Origin of the sequence: Nonomuraea cypriaca, assembly GCF_015645445.1 — a bacterium.
GTDB lineage: Bacteria > Actinomycetota > Actinomycetes > Streptosporangiales > Streptosporangiaceae > Nonomuraea > Nonomuraea cypriaca.
In genome coordinates this window covers 15,749-31,215 of the sequence record NZ_JADOGI010000003.1, presented here as the reverse complement: position 1 = coordinate 31,215, position 15,467 = coordinate 15,749, and the positions used below count along the sequence as shown (strand labels likewise).

Genomic DNA, 15,467 nt, shown 5'->3' with positions numbered 1-15,467 from the left:
GGCTGACTCCGGACGGCTGCGCGGTCGCGCGGCCGGGTATTTCCGTGACAATCCCTTGACGCGGCTCGGGGCCCGCTGGTTCTATCGGTTCCAGTACCCCTGGGGGCCGGGGACGCATGTCGCTGCCCGTGGTCGCCGACCTATCGCAGACTTCGGACCGGACCATTGACACTGCTCTGGATTTGTCCGCCGGCCGGTCACCGGGTGAGAAAGCGTGGACGCCTCGGGAAGCCGGAGGTGGGGCGCCGGGCCGCGGTCACGGGGAATGGTGAGCCGGCCCGCCGGTGAGCGGAGCGCACGAGTCCGGAACCATCGCGGCGCACGGGGCCTCGACGCCGCCAGGATGGATACCGCCGCGCGTCGTGGCGCCTGGAGCGGGGCTCGCCGATCGACCGAGGAGAGTGGCATGACCACCACACCGCTGACGCTGCCGGCCGACCTGGTGCGTCTGCTCGCGGACCGCCACGGCACGTCGCCGGCCGCGATCGCGCGGGCCGTCGTCCTGCTCGTGTTGTCACGGTTGACGTGGGAGGACGATCCGCTGGGCGGCGACCCCACGTTCGACGAGCTCGTCCACCGTGACAACGCCGACGGTGTGCCGTTCACCCTGTCCGGGGGGCACGATGCCGGTCACGCCGGTCACATGGAACTCGCCACGGATCTGATCGACGCCACGGCTGCGGCGAGGTTGCCCGAGCTCTGCGTGATCGCGCTGGAGAGCGCCGCGCGGAACCCCGCCCGGCCGGTGCGGCGGATCGACCTGCTGCCGCCTCGGGAACGGGAGCGCGTTCTCCACGAGTTCAACGACCACGAGTTCAACCACAACGCCGCGCCGTTCGCGCGGGACGCCGGCGTGCACGAGCTCGTGCAGGCCCAGGCCGCGCGGACGCCGGACGCCTTCGCCGTGGTGAGCGGCGCGGCGGCGCTCACGTACCGGGAGCTGAACGGGCGGGCGAACCAGCTGGCCCGGCACCTGCGCGAGCGCGGGATCGAGCGGGGTGCCCTGGTGGGCGTCTGCCTGGAGCGCGGGCCGGAGCTGGTGATCGCCGTGCTGGCGGTCATGAAGGCCGGCGCGGCGTACGTGCCCCTCGATCCCGACTATCCGCCGCGGCGCCTCGCGTTCATGGCGCGCGACGCCGGCCTGTCACTGGTGATCACGTCGTCGGAGCTGCGGGACAGGACCTCCGAGACGGCCCTGATGCTCCTCGACGAGGGCTGGCCCGCGGGCCCCGACACGGACCTGCCGCCCGTCGCCGGGCCGGCGGACCTGGCGTACGTCATGTACACGTCAGGTTCGAGCGGCAGGCCCAAGGGCGTGATGGTCGAGCACCGGTCGATCTGCCGGCTGGTCGACGGCAACTGGTACGCGGACGTGACCGCCGACGACGTCGTCGCGCAGACGGGCAACTTCTCCTTCGACGTCTTCACGTTCGAGTGCTGGGGCGCGCTGTGCTCCGGCGCCCGATTGGCGATCATGAGCGGAGACACGGTGCTCGACGCCCAGGGGCTGAAGGAGGCCGTTCGCCGCCACGGGGTCTCGACGATGTGGCTGACGGCGTCGCTGTTCAACCGGCATGTCGTGGACTGCCCGGACCTGTTCGCCGGGATGAAGACCGTGCTGTACGGCGGCGAGGCGGTCGATCGGTCGATCGCCGACAGCCTCATGGCCGGGCCGTGGGCGCCCGCCGTGCTCGTGAACGGCTACGGCCCGACCGAGGCCACGACGTTCACCACCTGTCACCGGGTCAGGCAGGACGGCCTGCCGACGATGCCGATCGGCCGTCCGATCGCGAACACCGAGGTCTACGTGATGGATCGGTACGGCGGCCTGGCGCCGATCGGGGTGCCCGGAGAGCTGTGGGTGGGCGGACCGGGGGTGGCGCGCGGCTACTGGAACCGGCCGGAACTGACCGCGGAGCGGTTCGTGGACCACCCGTTCACCCCGGGCGCCCGGGCCTACCGCACCGGCGACCTGGTCCGCTGGCTGCCCACCGGGGAGCTGGAGTTCCTGGGGCGCATCGACCAGCAGGTGAAGATCCGGGGTTTCCGGATCGAGCTGCAGGAGATCGAGTCGGTGCTCACTTCGCACGACGATGTCAAGGCGGCGGTGGTCGCCGTGCGCGAGGACATTCCGGGCGACAAGCGCCTGGTCGCGTACTACGTCGCGGCCGATCCGGTGGACGGCCTGCCGGACTGGTGCCGGCGGACCCTGCCCGCCTACATGGTCCCCGGCGCGTTCGTGCGCGTCGACTCGTTCCCGTTGACCCCCAACGGCAAGCTCGACCGCGCCGCGTTGCCCGCGCCCGGCACCGCGCGCCCCTTCGAGCCGCCGCGCAACCAGGTCGAGAAGACCGTCGCGAAGATCTGGGCGGAGGTGTTCGACCTGCCGCAGGTGGGGATCTCCGACAACTTCTTCGAGCTGGGCGGCCACTCGCTGCTCGCCACCCAGGTCATGTCGCGGATCCGCCGGGAGCTCGGCGTCGAGGTGCGGATACGCATGATTCTCGACGCCCCGACGGTCGCCGGGCTGGCCGAGCAGGTCAGCGCGGCGAAGCCCGCGACACCCTCGATCACGCCCCGCCGCGCCCGCTGACCGGGCGGGCCCGCCCAGCGTGTCGGATTGGGCGGGCCCGTTAGGGCAGATCAGACCGGGGGCCCGCCCGGGCAGGTCAGACTGGGCAGGTCGGCTCAAGCCGGGTCAGACGACGAATCGGACGAGCTCGCTCGCCCGGTCACAGACGGAATTCACGGCCGCGGCGTCGCTGGCCGTGGCGATGACATATCCGACTCTGTCGAACGACTGTGACACGGTCGGGATCTCATCACCGACCCCGACGAAAAGACCCAATTTGACGACTCCCGGCATTCCGGCCAGCAGTTCGGGGCCGAAAATCCGCTTGACCCGGCCCGGCGGCGGCGCCAGAAAGCGAATGGCGGACGTCGCGGTGGACTCCGCCACGTCCCAGCTCGGCGCGGGCGCCGTACCCGCCGCCCACTCCAGGGTCATGGTGCAGAGATCCCAATCGGTGGCCAGGCGAACCAGCTCCCAGATGAAGTCCCCGCCGACCCGGTTGTGGGTCTCGATGATCTTGGCCCCGTCCGGTGTCAGCTTCACCTCCGTGTGCGCGGGTCCCTCGGTCAGTCCCAGCGCGTCCAGGCACAGCGACACGACCTTGCGGATCGAGGCGGCGGCGTCGTCGTCGAGTCGCGCGGGCACGGTGTGACCGATCTCGACGAACGTACCGTCCAGGAGCCGCTTCTCGACGATCGCCAGGAACACGTGCCTGCCGCTGTAGGAGAACGTCTCCACGGAGAACTCCGGACCGTCGATGTACTCCTCGACGTGGAGCGGACGCCCGTCCGCGAACATGCCCGCGAGCTCGTCCGCGTCGCGGGCCATGCGTACGTCGATGCTGGCCACGCCCATAGGGGGTTTGACGATCAGCGGAAAGCCGGTCTCCTCGGCGAACGCGAGCGCCTCGGCGGCCGAGGAGCACAGGCGTGCGGGCACCGGGCACAGCCCGAGCGTGTTGAGCCGCTCCCGCATCAGTGACTTGTCCCTGGTCAGCGCAACGGTCTCGGGCGAGACCCACCCGAGGCCGAGTTGCTCGTTGATCTGTGCGGCGGTGTCCAGCGCTGACTCGACGAACGTGATGCAGGCCCCGAACGGGGTCTCCTCGTGAGCCCGGGAGACGAGCGGCATCAGCAGCTTGTCGTCATAGCTGTCGACCACGACGAGCCGGTCGACGAGTTCGAGGTCGACGGTGGGAACGGCTTGCTTGGTGGTGACCAGCAGTGTCTCGAGTCCCAGCGCGCAGGCTCGTTCGGTCAACGTCCGTGACGCTCCCAGCAGCACGACCCGTCCTGTGCGATCTGCCGGCATCGACCGAGAAAATGCGATGGGGGAAGCCATGGGGGGTGCCTTTCGTTGGGCGCTCTACGAGCTTGACCGGACGAACGATCGCCACTGGGGCTTATCCAGGTTTCAGAGTCTAAGCGGGCATGTGCTCGTTAGCTGAGCGCGTTTGGGCATTTGTCTTCCCGGCGGCGAACGCGTCGACGATCCGCTCCAGGTGCCGGTCGGTGTGGGCGGCCGTGACCGCGACCCGGATGACGGACCGCCCGTCGGGGACGCCGGGCGGAATCATGGCGCAGGTGAGTACGCCCGCGTCGAACAGCTCTTTCCACAACCGGAAGCAGCTCAGCTCGTCGTCGGCCGGCACCGCCACGATGGGCCGGTCCGATGGCGTGACGGCGAACCCCAGATCGGCCAGAGCGCCGCTGACCAGCGCAGCGGCCTGCCGCACTCGCTGACGGCGCTCAGGCTCGCCGATGACGATGTCCAGGGCGGCCAGCGCGGCGGCGGCCGAGGCCGGCGACAGCGCGGACGTGAACAACATCGACCGCGCGTCGTGACGCAGGTGAGCGATGACGTGGTCGGGACCGGCCACGGCTCCGCCCACGCCGCCGAGGGCCTTGGAGAAGGTCACCGTCTGCACGTCGACCGCCGGCTCCAGGCCGAAATGCTCCGCGGCGCCACGGCCGTGCCGTCCGAGCACGCCCAGGTCGTGGGCGCTGTCCAGCGCCAGGCGGACACCGTGGCGGCGGGCGAGCTCGGCGATGCCCGGCAGATCGCACAGATCTCCGCTGGTGGAGAACAGGCCCTCGGTGATGATCAGCCCGAAGTCGTGGCCGTCGGAGGCCTGCAGCAGCCGTTCCAGACGGGTGAGATCGTTGTGCCGGAAGCGGACCAGCCGTGCCCGGCTCAGTGCGACGGCGTCGATGAGCGACGCGTGGATCAGCTGGTCGCCCGCGACCTTGTCACCTCGGTCCAGCAGCGCGCCGAGTGCGAGGTTGGCCTGATATCCGGTCGCGGTGACCATGACGGCGGGACGGCTCAGGAAATCCGCCAGACGCCCCTCCAGCTCCTCATGCAGCGCGAGCGAGCCATTGGCCACCCGGGAGGCGCAGGTGCCGGTGCCCAGCCGCCGAGTGGCCGCGACGGCCGCCTCGATCACCCGGGCATCGCACGACAAGCCGAGGTAGTCGTGAGCCGAGGCCTGCACCAACGTCCGGCCGTCGATCACCACCTCGGCGCTGCCGTGCCGCGTCTCGGCGGCCCGGTAGAAGGGATATAAGCCCTGCTCGGTAAGTGACTGTACGGCCTCGTGCAGTTGGAGCCTCGCGAAGAGGTCCGCCATGGCCATGTTCTCCTTCCGATAGATCAGAACGCAGATCGAGATGAGGCCCGCGAAGGCCACCGGATCCATGCTGGACGACCGGGGGCACCGCTGGACGCGGGTCTTCGCCGGACCAACGGGTTGCGCCACCGAGGCCCGGGAGGTCGTCATAGGCAGGCGGAAGCAGAACGACGACCATCGCTTGCTCAAGGCCATGGAGAGGATCGCCTTCTACGTCTTCAACGGCCACAATCCATGAGCCTCCGCCGAACGTCACATCAGGGACTAAGCGAACGTCAGGTTTGACGAGCCGACTCGCATGACATGACGGCATCCGCCCGACCCGACCCGCCTACGCGCGTGATCCTCCGGGACGGGTCAGATCCAGCCCGCCTCGGTGGCGATGCGGATGGCGTCGACGCGGTTCCTGGCGTTGAGCTTGGTGACGATCTTGGTGAGGTAGTTACGCACGGTGCCCACAGACACGTGCATGGCGGCCGCGATCTCCGGCGCCTCCGCGCCGCTCGCGGCCAGCCGCAGCACCTGGATCTCCCGCCCCGACAGCGGCATCTCCCCGACGTCCCACGCGGTCAGCGCGAGCTGCGGGTCCACGATGCGCCGCCCGGCGGCCACCTCGCGTACCGCCTGGGCCAGCCGGGCGACGGGCTGGTCCTTGAGGAGGAAGCCGGACACCGACACCGAGAGCGCGCGGCGCAGCGTGCCTGGGCGGCCCAGACCGGTGAGGATCAGCGTGCGGCAGGTCGGCAGCTTCGTGTGCAACTCCTCGGCCGCGGACAGGCCGTCCAGGACCGGCAGGTCGACGTCGATGATCGCGACGTCGGGCCGCGTCGCCAGCGCGACGGGAACGATCTGGTCGCCGTTGCCGACCTGGGCCACCACGGTCAGGTCAGGCTCCAGATCGAGCAGCGCGGCCAGCGCGCCGCGCACCATGTGCACGTCCTCGGCCAGGAGGATCTTCAGCGACAGCAATGTCCCTTCCCCCCTGCCAGGAACGAGGACCGCCGCCATCGTGCGACCAGGTGTGGCGTCGTCCGCCGAAAGGCCCCTCGCCGGTACAGGGCCAACCGAATCTTGTCCGAATGCTACCCATCCACGGAGAAGAGGCAATGCCGTCGGCCCTTACTGACTGTCACCTCCGCCCGTCAGTCATGGCTCCGGTGGGCGCGGTCGCCACCAGGCGCACCGTGCCCTCGCCGGATTCGGCCGTCAGCCGCCCGCCGATGGCCCGCAGCCGCGCTGCCAGATCCCCCAGGCCGGTGCCGCTCTCCAGCGTGGGGAGCGCACCAGGCGGGGCGCCGTCGGTGGCGACGCTCAGCCGGACCTCGTGCCCGGTCACGCCGGCCGTGATCCGGCACTCGGCGCCGTCGCCGTGGCGCAGCACGTCCGTGACGGCCTCGCGCAGCACCATCGCGAACACAGCGTCCAGCTCGTCGGGGACCCCGTCCACGGACACGTCCACGCGCACCGTCATCCCGGCGGCGGTCAGCGTGGACAGGGCCGAGTCGGCCTCCGCGGCCAGTGACATGTGCTGGTAGCCGCCGGCCACCGTGCGCACGCCCGCGATCGCCTGGCGGGCGATGTCCAGCACGTCCGCGATCTCTGTCTTGGCCCGGCCCGCGAACCGGGGGAGCAGGCGGTAGGCCAGCTCGCTCTTCATGGTCATCGCGGACAGGTCGTGTCCGAGCAGATCGTGCAGGTCGCGGGCGACCCGCAGGCGCTCACGCGTCACCGCCATCTTGGCCAGCTCGCCGCGGGCCTGGTCGACCTGCGTCACCAGACCGGCCAGGGAGCTGATGCCGTACACCACCAGCCCGGTCAGGAGCGTGGAGATCGTCAGGTAGGCGCTCCACTCCATCGGTTCGCCGTGGGTCAGGGACAGCAGGAGCACGCCCGACCCGGCCGCCGCGTACAGGGCCCACCGCGCCCGCCCGGCCAGCGTGAGCAGCAGCGATCCGGCCAGGAAGCCGCCCATCGACCCCCACGGGGTGCCGATCCACGACAGCGGCAGCACCGTGGCCGCCGCCTGCAGCGCCAGCGCACCCCCTCGGGCCCACGCCGGCCATGACCGCGGCTCGTGCAGGGAGAGCACGATCTGCACGCCGACCAGGACCGCGACGCACGCGGCGAAGCCGGCCAGCGCCAGGGCGGACGGCTCCAGCGCGAACACGTTCACCACGAGGAGCAGGCCGTAGCCGATCAGCACCACGACGGTGATGAGCCGGGCCACCCGCAGGTGCCACGGCTGGGAGGCCACCTGGCCCGGGGGAGCGGCCTCCTCCTGGGGGCGTTCGGACGGCCCAGCCGCCTCCGCCGCCTGCGGGGCCTCCGCCGTCAGCCGGAACCACCCGTCCTCGACCGTGACCGCCAGCGTGCCGCCGACGGCCGCCAGTCGAACCTCGAGGTTGCCGAGCCCTGAGCCGTTGCCGAAGCGGGCCGCGCCGGGCGCCGGCTCGACGCCGTCGTTGTCCACGCTCAGCCGCACGCGACCCGCTTCCACAGTCGCCTCGATCACGCAGTGCTGTGCCTTGCTGTGCCGCAGCACGTTGGTGACGGCCTCGCGCAGCACCACCGCCAGTACGGTCTCCAGCGACTCGGGCAGGCCCTCCACGGAGGAGCGAACCCGCACCCGCATCTCGGCGGCCACCAGCATGGACTCCGCCGAAGTCAGCTCGGCGGCCAGCGACATGGGCCGGTAGCCGCCCGCCACCACCCGCACGTCCGCCAGAGACCGGCGGGCCACCGCCAGCACGTCCTGGAGCTCCTGCCGGGCCCGCTCGGCCGCTCCTGGTAACAGCCGGTAGGCCAGCTCGCTCTTGACCGTTATCGCCGACAGGTCGTGTCCGAGCAGATCGTGCAGGTCGCGGGCGACCCGCAGGCGCTCCTGCACCACGGCGACCCTGGCCAGCTCGCCGCGCGCCGCGTGAACCATGTCCACCAGCGTCGCCAGCGAGCTGACGCCGTACACCATCAGCCCGGTCAGCAGCGTGAAGTACGCGCCGTAGAACAACCCCACCGGGGCGGCCTCCCCCAGCCACAGCGCGAGCAGCACCCCGCAGCCGACGGAGCCGTAGAGCGCCCACCGCGGCGGGCCCGTCACGGCCAGCAGCATGGAGCCGGCCAGGAAGCCCGCGATCGTCCCGGCCTGCGTGCCGGCCCAGAGGAAGGGGGCGAACGTCGCCACGGCCTGGGCCGACAGCGCCAGGACCCGCGCCCGGACCGGCCACTCCAAGGTGTCACCCGTCGAGTGCGCGAGCTGGAGCAGGAACACGACGGCCAGGCACGCGCCGAAGCCGGCCAGTCCGAGCCCGCGCAGGCCGTCCACCCAGACGAAGACCGAGGCGTTGAGGACGTAACCGAACAGCACCGCGGTGGTCACCGCGCGTGCCATGCGCAGCGCGCCGAGCCCGTCAGCCCTGGTCTCCCCCTGCGGTCCGGGGACCGACCGGGCCGGCCAGCGGTGTGGTGAACCGCCGTCTCCAGCCATCGACTTCTCCTCCGAAGTCCGACGGTGGCCCCTCGTCGCCAGCCGGGGTCTGCACGAAATCTACAACAGCCGCAACGCCTGTGGTAGCTCCAGGTCAGGTCAGTGTGGCCTGGGCCCTCGTCACCCAGTCGGCGTCGTTCACCGCGTACCTGTCCGCCGGGCCTTCACGGTCCGGCGCGGAGCGGTGGCCGACGACGAAGCCGCCGACGCTCGACTCCACGCGCCAGTCGAGGCCGAGCACGCGGGGCGCGGTGTCGGTGTCGCCGCTGTCCAACCGGCAGGCGGGCAGGCCCATGGCGGTGCTGACCAGGGAGAGCGTCTGCGTCAGCGCGCCGACGTTCTTGAGCACCAGTGAGTAGCTCAGCCCGTCGTACTTCCACGACACCCGGCGGAAGCGCGCGGTGATGGTGAGGAGGGCGGGTGGCGTGCCCGTCAGGTTGGCCGCCAGCCTGCCGGTCTCCAGCAGTTCGTCCGCGCCCGCCGGCTCGGCGGGGATCGGTTCGAGCCGGTGGCCGAAGGGGTCGTAATGGTAGACGCCGCGCGGGAGGCCGTCGCACCTGTCGACGGTCGCGTACAGCTCCAGCTCGTAACAGCCTCCGCTGCTGGGGTAGGGGCGGTCGCTGGTCGCGGTGGTCGAGGTCTCCAGCGACGAGCCGATCAGGGCCCGCACCCGGGCCGTCCGGTACAGCAGCTCCCCGAGCTCCTCCACCGTCAGCGGGCGCTCGTCGTAGCCGCGGCCTGCTTCGCCGGCCTCCACCGCGGTGGCCAGCGGCGGGTCGGCCGCGATCAACCGGTCCCACGTGGGCCGCGGCAGCGGGATGGCGGCGTCGGCGGAGCGCGGCTTGACCACCGGCTCGACGCTCCACTGCTCGCCCAGGGGATAGGTGACCCCGAAGTCGTGGTCGTGCCTGCCCAGCGTGGAGCGGGTGTGGAACATGAGGTCGAACGCCGACCAGGCGACCAGGGCGGGGTCACGGTCCTCGGCGAACCGCATCGGCTGGAACGGATCCCCTTCGTCGGCCTGCACCGCCATGCCCGCCGCCAGCAGGTAGGCGATCACCGAGTCGGGGTCCTGCTCCGCCGGGACGAACGGCCGGATCAGCGGGCTGATCTGGGCCACGGCATCGGCCCGGTGCAGGATGACCCGGTGCAGCGACAGCGGGGACTCGATGTAGCAGTGGTTCCCGTCCGTTCTGATCAGCGCGAACCTGGACAGGCGGACCGGGTGCACCAGGGGGGTCTCCGGTAGCAGGAAGGACGCCTGCTGGGTGAGCGGGACCACCGAGATCAGCGGCCGCTCCGGGTCGAGGCCGAACGAGCGCACCACGAGATGCTGCAGCCGGTCGAGGAGTACGGCCAGCTCGCGCCTGTCGACGTCCTCGCTGATCACGTTGTCGAGCGAGATCGGCCCCAGGCTCATCCGCCGCATGGCCTCCAGCACGGCAGGTCTGGGACTCGGCAGTGACGTGTCCTCCCAGCGGTTGTGCACCACGACGATCCCCAGCTGCGGCACCGGCTCGACGTACACGTCCTCACGGAAGGACCAAAGGGGGAAGGGCCCACCGGGCATATCGCTACTCCTGGTTCGGGTCGGGGGTCACAGGAAGGTCGGGGGTCACGGGAAGAGGTCGGGGGTCACGGGAAGAGGTCGGGGGTCACAGGAAGAGGGGGATGGGATTGAGATCCTCGTACGCCGTGGGCGCGGCCAGCCGGCCGAGACGTACGGGCACGTCGTAGAGCCGGCCCGGGGCGAAGCGCGCCCAGAAGTGGCGCAGGCCGGGGACGATGACCTTGACCACCGGCATGCCGATGTCGGGGCGGGTCTGGTCGAGGACGAGGACCTCCAGGCCCAGCCCGCCGGCCAGCCGGAGCAGGTGCTCGATGTCGTCGCGCAGGTCGCCGCGCGGGCTGTAGGCATATCCGGCCAGGTCCTTCCCGGGCTGGCCGGCGTCGGGGCGGAGGTAGGGCTGGTTCGCCGTCGTGGCCGTTCGCCACCAGTGCTGGATGTGGTCGTCGGCCTGGCCGTACCCGGTGCCGTCGGCGCGGGCGCCCACGATGGACGGCAGGAGCTGCCCCAGCTCCGTCAGCGCGCGGCGGGCGGCCACGCGCGGGTCGAAGTGGGCGCCGAACCCGAGCATGATGTCCTCGGCCGGCTTGTCGACCCGCCGGGAGACCGCAGCCATGACCGGGATGCCCAGGTCGGAGGTGACGTCGAGGACCCACAGCTCGCGGTTGACGCTCTGGTAGCGCCGCCGCAGGCCGGCGATCCACGGGTCGTCGAACGAGTCGAGTTCCACGGCGGGCTGGCCGGTGCGGTTGTACCACCACAGCGCCACCGCGTCACGTTCCACCAGTTCGAGGAAGCCCTGGACGATCGCGTCCTCCGGACTGGCGCCCGCGGCGTTGCCGTTGGAGTCCGCGCGCAGCGAACCGTGGCCGTTCCTGGTGAAGTAGAGCAGGTCGGTGGGGAGCAGGCGGTGCAGGTTCGCGGTGAGCGACCAGACCGGGGTCCAGTCGATGACCTCCGCGTCGTCGAAGGGCTCGGGAACGCGCTGGAAGCCCATGTTCGCCGCGTTCCAGCGGTCGCGGTCGAGGAACTGCCGCCGGTGGAAGAGCTGGTACGCGTCGGGATGCACAGCCCGGCGCGCGCCCAGGTCGCGGTAGCTGCCTCGTACAGTCGGCTCGTCCCCGAGCCGCGCGCCGCAATAGCGCTCCACCGCCTCGCACAACGCGCCGACCTTGGCCTCCAGGTCGGTGCTGCCCTTGCCGCCGCTCTGCTGCCGCAGCCCCGCCCTGATTCCCGAGAGGCTGTCGTCGGCGAGCGCCAGGTTCGGACCCGACAGGTAGCAGTGCAGGAAGGACGGGCTGCGCGGGTCGCGCTGGATCTCCTCGGTGATGCCGGTGACGGGATCGGCCAGGTGACGGTACCGCTCCCACACCTGCTCGGGCGCCAACGCGCGGTGACCGTTGCCGTCGGCGGCGGTCTTGCCCCTGGAGACGACGACCACGGGCCGGTTCACGCGCGCCTCGACCAGGCCGGAGTCGCCGCAGGCCGGGCACTGCGGCCGTTTGTCCACCCGGTGCCGCCCGCTCTCCAGCGACAGGGTGTCCAACGTCCACACGCTGCCCTGCCGCTCGTCGCGCCACCCGGCCAGCCACTTGGCGGTCTCCAGCGCCGCGAGCCGCAGGCCCAGCGCGCGGGTGAGCGGCAGCGCGGCCTCAGGCGGGCTGACCAGGTGGCTCAGCGCGTTGCGCAGCCACGTCTCACCGCGCCGATGCCCGCGCAGCCTGGTCGCCAGGCAGCACCAGCAGGGACCGGTACCCGGCTGGAAGACCGGGCCGATCCACAGGTCGGCGCCCGTCGGCTTGGCCAGCAGCCAGGATCGGCCGTCCGCCAGCCGGCGCGCGTTGACCCGCTCCAGCTCGGGGTCGAGGTAGTCGTCGCAGAGCACCAGGGCGAAGGCCGCGCTCTCCTCGCCGACGGTCACGTCCATGGACCGCAGGGCCTCGGCGACCCGCCCGGTGTCGACGCCGCCCAGCGCGACCAGCTCGACCGGCGCCTCCGTCAGGCCAGGGACGGCCTGGCCGGCGTCCAGGCCGGCCAGCTCCCAGTACGCCTCGGCCGCGGCGTCGCCCCTGGTCGCGGCGGGCCGGCGCGACCCCACCAGGTTGGCCTGCGCCAGCCTGCCGAGGAGCTGTCCCAGCTCCGCCGGTGAGAGCTCGGTGCGCTCCTGCACCTCGGCCAGGCTGTGGCTGCCGTCCAGTAGCGGGGCGAGCTCCTGGATGCGCGCCCCGGAGAGGGCGATCGTGCCTCGCGCGGAGGTCAGATAGACCGCCTCTCCGGGAACCGCGGCCGCTCGCAGGTGGCGCTTGAAGCCGATCAGCGGAGGATCAGTCATGCCCACGGTGGTCACCCGGTGTAGCTGGGCAGCGCGCAGCCGGGAGCGGGGCGGTCGAGGTCCTCGATGAGGATGAGGTCGTCGACGTGCCAGGTGAGCGGGCGCGGCTCGGTCCAGGAGCGCATGACCAGCTCGGTGACCCGCCAGTCGGTGTGGTCCAGCGTGGTTGCCATCGCGAGCCCCTTCGGGTTTCTGTGATGTGTCCGATGGACCATGAGTCTGCTGCGGCGGCGCCGGCGAACATAGTTTTCGCGTCACTTCCGGAGTGTGAAAGATTCACACCCGGGTGGTGGCCATATGTGTAGGTTGTCGTGCTTCCCCCGACCTAGGCTCGCCCCATCCATATCAAAGGATTGGGGGAGATCATGCAGCAGGTCCAGATCAGCAGATCAGAGAAAAGGCGCACGATCCGCAGGTCGAAGAGAACGTGCACCAGAAATTCCCTCGACCTCGACACGCGCACTCCGAGCGGCGTTCCGCTGCCGTACTGAACCGGCGAGAAACCTGCTCATCAGACCTGCCGTCGCTGTACAAGGCCGTGGCGGCGGTCGGATTGAGCGGATTTCGCCGGGTGTGGCGGACGCGTCGCAGGAGGTGATGTGGACGGGAGAACCGGGAACTCCGGGGAGCCGGCAGCCGCCGCTCCCCGGGCGGCTTTCACTTTCACTAAAAACCAGGATTTACCGGAACGCGAGAGGGAAAATGTATCACGATCTGCAGATAAGCCGATTGAGAGCTCTGCTGACAGTGGTCGATCTCGGCGGTTTCCGGCGGGCGGCGGAGGCGTTGCACGTGACCCAGCCCGCCGTCAGCCAGCAAATCCGCCAGCTCGGCAATCTCATCAAAGGACCCATCTTCATATCCACCGGACGGGAGCTGCGGCTCAGCCCACAGGGCGAGGAACTCCTCGGGTACGCCCGCCGGATCGTGTCGCTCAACGACGAGGCCGTCGACCGGTTCGTGCCTCCCGCGGGGAGCGTCCGGGTGTCGATCGGCATCGGCGACCAGCTCGCCGAGGCGCTGCCCGACATCCTGCGGATGCTCACCAGGGGCATGCCGCACGTCCAGTTCAGCGTGCGGACCGGGCTGAGCGAGTCGCTGGAGAGCCAGGTGACCACCGGCCAGCTCGATCTGGCGCTGCTGCTCCAGTCGCGTTCCCCACGGGCCTCCGCCACCGACCACGAGCTGGGTCGCATGCGCATGGACTGGTTCGGCCAGCCGGCGCACGGAGAGGGCGCGGCGCTTCCGCTGACGCTGTTCACCGAGCCGTGCACGCTGCGCAGCCGCATCCTGGACGCGTTCGACGCATCCGACGTGCCGTGGCGGGTCGCGTACGAGGGGTCGGAGCTGGTCGGGTTACGCGCGGCGGCGAAGGCCGGGCTGGGCGTGGCCTGCCTCATCGCCAACGGCGACGAGCTGTGGGGCCTGCCGCGCACGGTCATGTTCTCGCTGCCGGACCCGCCCGGTCCCATCCCCGTGACCATGGCGGTCTCCACCGGCTCGGCCACGGCCGGCTTCGTTCGGATCGCCAAGAAGGCCCTCCAGAACGCCCTGCGCGGCTACCCGTTCGCCGAGTGAGCCGCGGCTTCGTGGCGTGGCCGGTTCCGCGTCGCGGGACCCGTACGACGAAATGCCCCGGCAGTGCCGGGCACGTGATTGTCAGCGAAGGAGAGACCCGTTGAGCAGACTGCGCTGGCTGACCGCCGGAGAATCGCACGGTCAGGCCCTGGTGGCGACGTTGGAAGGGCTCCCGGCCGGGGTGCCGGTCAACACCGGCATGGTGGCGCGGGCGCTCGCCCGCAGAAGGCTCGGCTACGGCAGGGGCGCCAGGATGAGGTTCGAGGAGGACGAGGTGACCTTCCTCGGCGGCGTACGGCACGGGCTGACGCTCGGCTCACCGGTGGCCATCATGGTGGGCAACACCGAGTGGGCGAAGTGGTCGCAGGTCATGGCGGCCGATCCGGTGCCCGCCCACGCGTTGACCGGGCTGGCCCGCAACGCGCCGCTGACCCGTCCCCGCCCGGGTCACGCCGATCTGGCGGGCATGCAGAAGTACGGATTCACCGAGGCCAGGCCCGTGCTGGAGAGAGCCAGCGCCCGCGAGACGGCCGCCCGCGTGGCGCTGGGGGCCGTGGCCCGCTCGTATCTCATGGAGACGGCCGGCGTCGAGATCGTCTCCCACGTCGTGGAGCTGTCCACCGTCAGAGCCCCCGACGGCCGCCTGCCCACCCCCGCGGACGCCGGCAGGCTGGACGCGGACCCGGTGCGCTGCCTGGACGCGGACGCGAGCCGGGCGATGGTCGCCGAGATCGACAGAGCGCACAGGGACGGAGACACGCTCGGCGGCGTGGTCGAGGTCCTGGCATACGGCGTCCCGGTCGGGCTCGGCTCCCATGTCCACTGGGATCGGCGGCTCGACTCCCGGCTGGCCGCCGCGCTCATGGGCATCCAGGCGATCAAGGGCGTCGCCCTGGGCGACGGGTTCGGCCTGGCGAGGGTGCCGGGCTCGCGGGCGCACGATGAGATCGTGCCGGCCCCCGGCGGCGTCCGGCGTACGTCGGGGCGCGCAGGCGGCACCGAGGGCGGGCTGAGCACCGGCGAGCCACTGCGGGTACGCGCTGCCATGAAGCCGATCGCGACCGTCCCCAAGGCGCTGGCCACCGTGGACCTCACCACCGGAGGCCCCGCCCGGGCGCACCACCAGCGCTCGGACGTGTGCGCGGTCCCCGCCGCGGGGATCGTGGCCGAGGCCATGGTGGGGCTGGTGCTGGCGGACGCGGTGGCGGAGAAGTTCGGCGGCGACTCGGTCGCAGAGACCCGCCGCAACCTCCAGGGCTACCTGGCCAACCTGCCCGTCACATGAGCGGGAACGCGAGCCGGGAC

11 protein-coding genes are annotated in these 15,467 nt (G+C 71.2%); 4 read left to right on the top strand and 7 right to left on the bottom strand.

Annotated elements, in window-relative coordinates:
• The first annotated feature begins 406 nt into the window (after positions 1-406).
• Complete coding sequence (locus ITP53_RS01795; protein WP_195893488.1) at positions 407-2,593, top strand: non-ribosomal peptide synthetase; 2,187 nt, start codon at positions 407-409, stop codon at positions 2,591-2,593.
• Positions 2,594-2,698: 105 nt separating this feature from the next.
• Here ITP53_RS01795 and ITP53_RS01790 read toward each other — a convergent pair whose 3' ends face one another.
• Both ITP53_RS01790 and ITP53_RS01785 read right to left on the bottom strand, forming a co-directional pair.
• The gene (locus ITP53_RS01790) at positions 2,699-3,883 is read right to left on the bottom strand and encodes an ATP-grasp domain-containing protein (RefSeq protein WP_195893487.1); all 1,185 of its coding nucleotides are present in this window, start codon (positions 3,881-3,883) and stop codon (positions 2,699-2,701) included.
• A gap of 109 nt (positions 3,884-3,992) precedes the next feature.
• Positions 3,993-5,201: an aminotransferase class I/II-fold pyridoxal phosphate-dependent enzyme gene (locus ITP53_RS01785; RefSeq protein ID WP_195893486.1), complete on the bottom strand. Its 1,209-nt coding sequence runs from the start codon at positions 5,199-5,201 to the stop codon at positions 3,993-3,995.
• Between the two features lie 40 nt (positions 5,202-5,241).
• On the opposite strand from ITP53_RS01785, the gene ITP53_RS01780 reads away from it, so the two are divergent.
• The gene (locus ITP53_RS01780) at positions 5,242-5,439 is read left to right on the top strand and encodes a hypothetical protein (protein ID WP_195893485.1); all 198 of its coding nucleotides are present in this window, start codon (positions 5,242-5,244) and stop codon (positions 5,437-5,439) included.
• Between the two features lie 119 nt (positions 5,440-5,558).
• Here ITP53_RS01780 and ITP53_RS01775 read toward each other — a convergent pair whose 3' ends face one another.
• From ITP53_RS01775 to ITP53_RS01755, 5 genes are all read right to left on the bottom strand, one after another.
• Positions 5,559-6,209: a response regulator transcription factor gene (locus tag ITP53_RS01775; RefSeq protein WP_195893484.1), complete on the bottom strand. Its 651-nt coding sequence runs from the start codon at positions 6,207-6,209 to the stop codon at positions 5,559-5,561.
• Between the two features lie 121 nt (positions 6,210-6,330).
• The gene (locus ITP53_RS01770; protein ID WP_195893483.1) at positions 6,331-8,685 is read right to left on the bottom strand and encodes a sensor histidine kinase; all 2,355 of its coding nucleotides are present in this window, start codon (positions 8,683-8,685) and stop codon (positions 6,331-6,333) included.
• A gap of 94 nt (positions 8,686-8,779) precedes the next feature.
• Positions 8,780-10,255 carry a SagB/ThcOx family dehydrogenase gene (locus ITP53_RS01765; protein ID WP_195893482.1) on the bottom strand — a complete coding sequence of 492 codons (1,476 nt, stop codon included), beginning with the start codon at positions 10,253-10,255 and terminating at the stop codon, positions 8,780-8,782.
• Positions 10,256-10,340: 85 nt separating this feature from the next.
• Positions 10,341-12,584, bottom strand: coding sequence for a TOMM precursor leader peptide-binding protein (locus tag ITP53_RS01760; RefSeq protein ID WP_195893481.1), 2,244 nt, complete (start codon positions 12,582-12,584; stop codon positions 10,341-10,343).
• Positions 12,585-12,595: 11 nt separating this feature from the next.
• Positions 12,596-12,757 carry a hypothetical protein gene (locus ITP53_RS01755; RefSeq protein WP_195893480.1) on the bottom strand — a complete coding sequence of 54 codons (162 nt, stop codon included), beginning with the start codon at positions 12,755-12,757 and terminating at the stop codon, positions 12,596-12,598.
• A gap of 556 nt (positions 12,758-13,313) precedes the next feature.
• Between ITP53_RS01755 and ITP53_RS01750 the strand changes: the two genes are divergently transcribed.
• Together ITP53_RS01750 and aroC are read left to right on the top strand one after the other, a co-directional pair.
• Positions 13,314-14,162, top strand: coding sequence for a LysR substrate-binding domain-containing protein (locus ITP53_RS01750; protein WP_207755421.1), 849 nt, complete (start codon positions 13,314-13,316; stop codon positions 14,160-14,162).
• A gap of 109 nt (positions 14,163-14,271) precedes the next feature.
• The gene (aroC, locus tag ITP53_RS01745) at positions 14,272-15,447 is read left to right on the top strand and encodes a chorismate synthase (protein WP_236050332.1); all 1,176 of its coding nucleotides are present in this window, start codon (positions 14,272-14,274) and stop codon (positions 15,445-15,447) included.
• Positions 15,448-15,467: the final 20 nt, after the last annotated feature.

Coding starts and splice junctions, on each gene's coding strand:
- ITP53_RS01760 (WP_195893481.1), bottom strand. CDS start 12,584: ATGACTGATCCTCCGCTGATCGGCTTCAAGCGCCACCTGCGAGCGGCC.
- ITP53_RS01795 (WP_195893488.1), top strand. CDS start 407: ATGACCACCACACCGCTGACGCTGCCGGCCGACCTGGTGCGTCTGCTC.
- ITP53_RS01775 (WP_195893484.1), bottom strand. CDS start 6,209: ATGGCGGCGGTCCTCGTTCCTGGCAGGGGGGAAGGGACATTGCTGTCG.
- ITP53_RS01765 (WP_195893482.1), bottom strand. CDS start 10,255: ATGCCCGGTGGGCCCTTCCCCCTTTGGTCCTTCCGTGAGGACGTGTAC.
- ITP53_RS01780 (WP_195893485.1), top strand. CDS start 5,242: ATGAGGCCCGCGAAGGCCACCGGATCCATGCTGGACGACCGGGGGCAC.
- ITP53_RS01785 (WP_195893486.1), bottom strand. CDS start 5,201: ATGGCGGACCTCTTCGCGAGGCTCCAACTGCACGAGGCCGTACAGTCA.
- ITP53_RS01790 (WP_195893487.1), bottom strand. CDS start 3,883: ATGCCGGCAGATCGCACAGGACGGGTCGTGCTGCTGGGAGCGTCACGG.
- ITP53_RS01770 (WP_195893483.1), bottom strand. CDS start 8,685: ATGGCTGGAGACGGCGGTTCACCACACCGCTGGCCGGCCCGGTCGGTC.
- ITP53_RS01755 (WP_195893480.1), bottom strand. CDS start 12,757: ATGGCAACCACGCTGGACCACACCGACTGGCGGGTCACCGAGCTGGTC.